Source organism: Vibrio sp. D173a, from assembly GCF_030248475.1.
In genome coordinates this window covers 1-921 of sequence record NZ_JAHGAH010001632.1, presented here as the reverse complement: position 1 = coordinate 921, position 921 = coordinate 1, and the positions used below count along the sequence as shown (strand labels likewise).

Below are 921 nucleotides of genomic sequence, written 5' to 3'. Positions count from 1 at the left end.
GTAAAGAAGCAGGTATTGCGCCGCAAGTTCACGATCGAGTGGCAGTTGGTAATAGCTAGGATCGTCACCATGCATGTTCTTATTCAAACGCTTATAAACGTCTGACAGTGTTGCGACATGGTCGGTTTCTGGCTGAACGCGTAACCACTCCGTAAAGTCACCAATTGCTTGCAAGAACACAGGGTCAGCAATGCCTTGAGACTCGTTTGTTTTTATCGCGATACTCAGGTTGGTCATGCCACTGATGGTCTGTTCCATAAAGTCAGCGGCTTGGCGAAACTCGTTTGAGGTATCAAAGTACTTCACCGATTCGTCGTTAACTTTGTTAAGTGGAATTAACGCAGCAGCAACCACTATTACTAGCGTAGATACTGGCAACAAGGCTTTGCGATTGTTCACCACGAAATCGCCCAACTTATCCATGAAGGTCACTTTTTCAGACTCAGTAGTGGTTGGCGCAAGGCGTTTCACCGGCAGCAGGTTAAGTAATGCAGGCAGCAGAGAGACTGATAGTAAGCATGCGATCATCACACCCAGTGCAGACAAGTTACCGGAGTCACGCAGTACTGGAGAATCCGACATATTCATCATCAAGAAACCAATCGCAGTGGTGACTGAAGTAATTAGAATCGGAATGAAGTTAAGCTTGATACTGTATTGAATTGCTTCAGCTTTGGTCATTCCACGCTGCATAGCTTGGCGCATAGTCACAATCACGTGTACACAGTCAGCCACCGCTAGGGTTAACACCAATGTTGGAACATTCACGGTTGCGGTACTTAAGAACATACCAGCCCAACCAGACAAGCCCATGGTCGCGAGAATCGAGGAGATGATCACCACAAGGGTTGCAACAACGCTAAAGAACGAACGCAGCATAAAGGTAAGGAACACCAACACCACTAACAGCATTAATGGCAC

1 protein-coding gene is annotated in these 921 nt (G+C 46.8%); it reads right to left on the bottom strand.

Features of this window, described 5'->3' with window-relative positions; all coding sequences use genetic code 11:
• A partial coding sequence (locus KIV40_RS35240) for an RND family transporter (RefSeq protein ID WP_285354126.1) occupies positions 1-921 on the bottom strand: 921 nt, incomplete at both ends.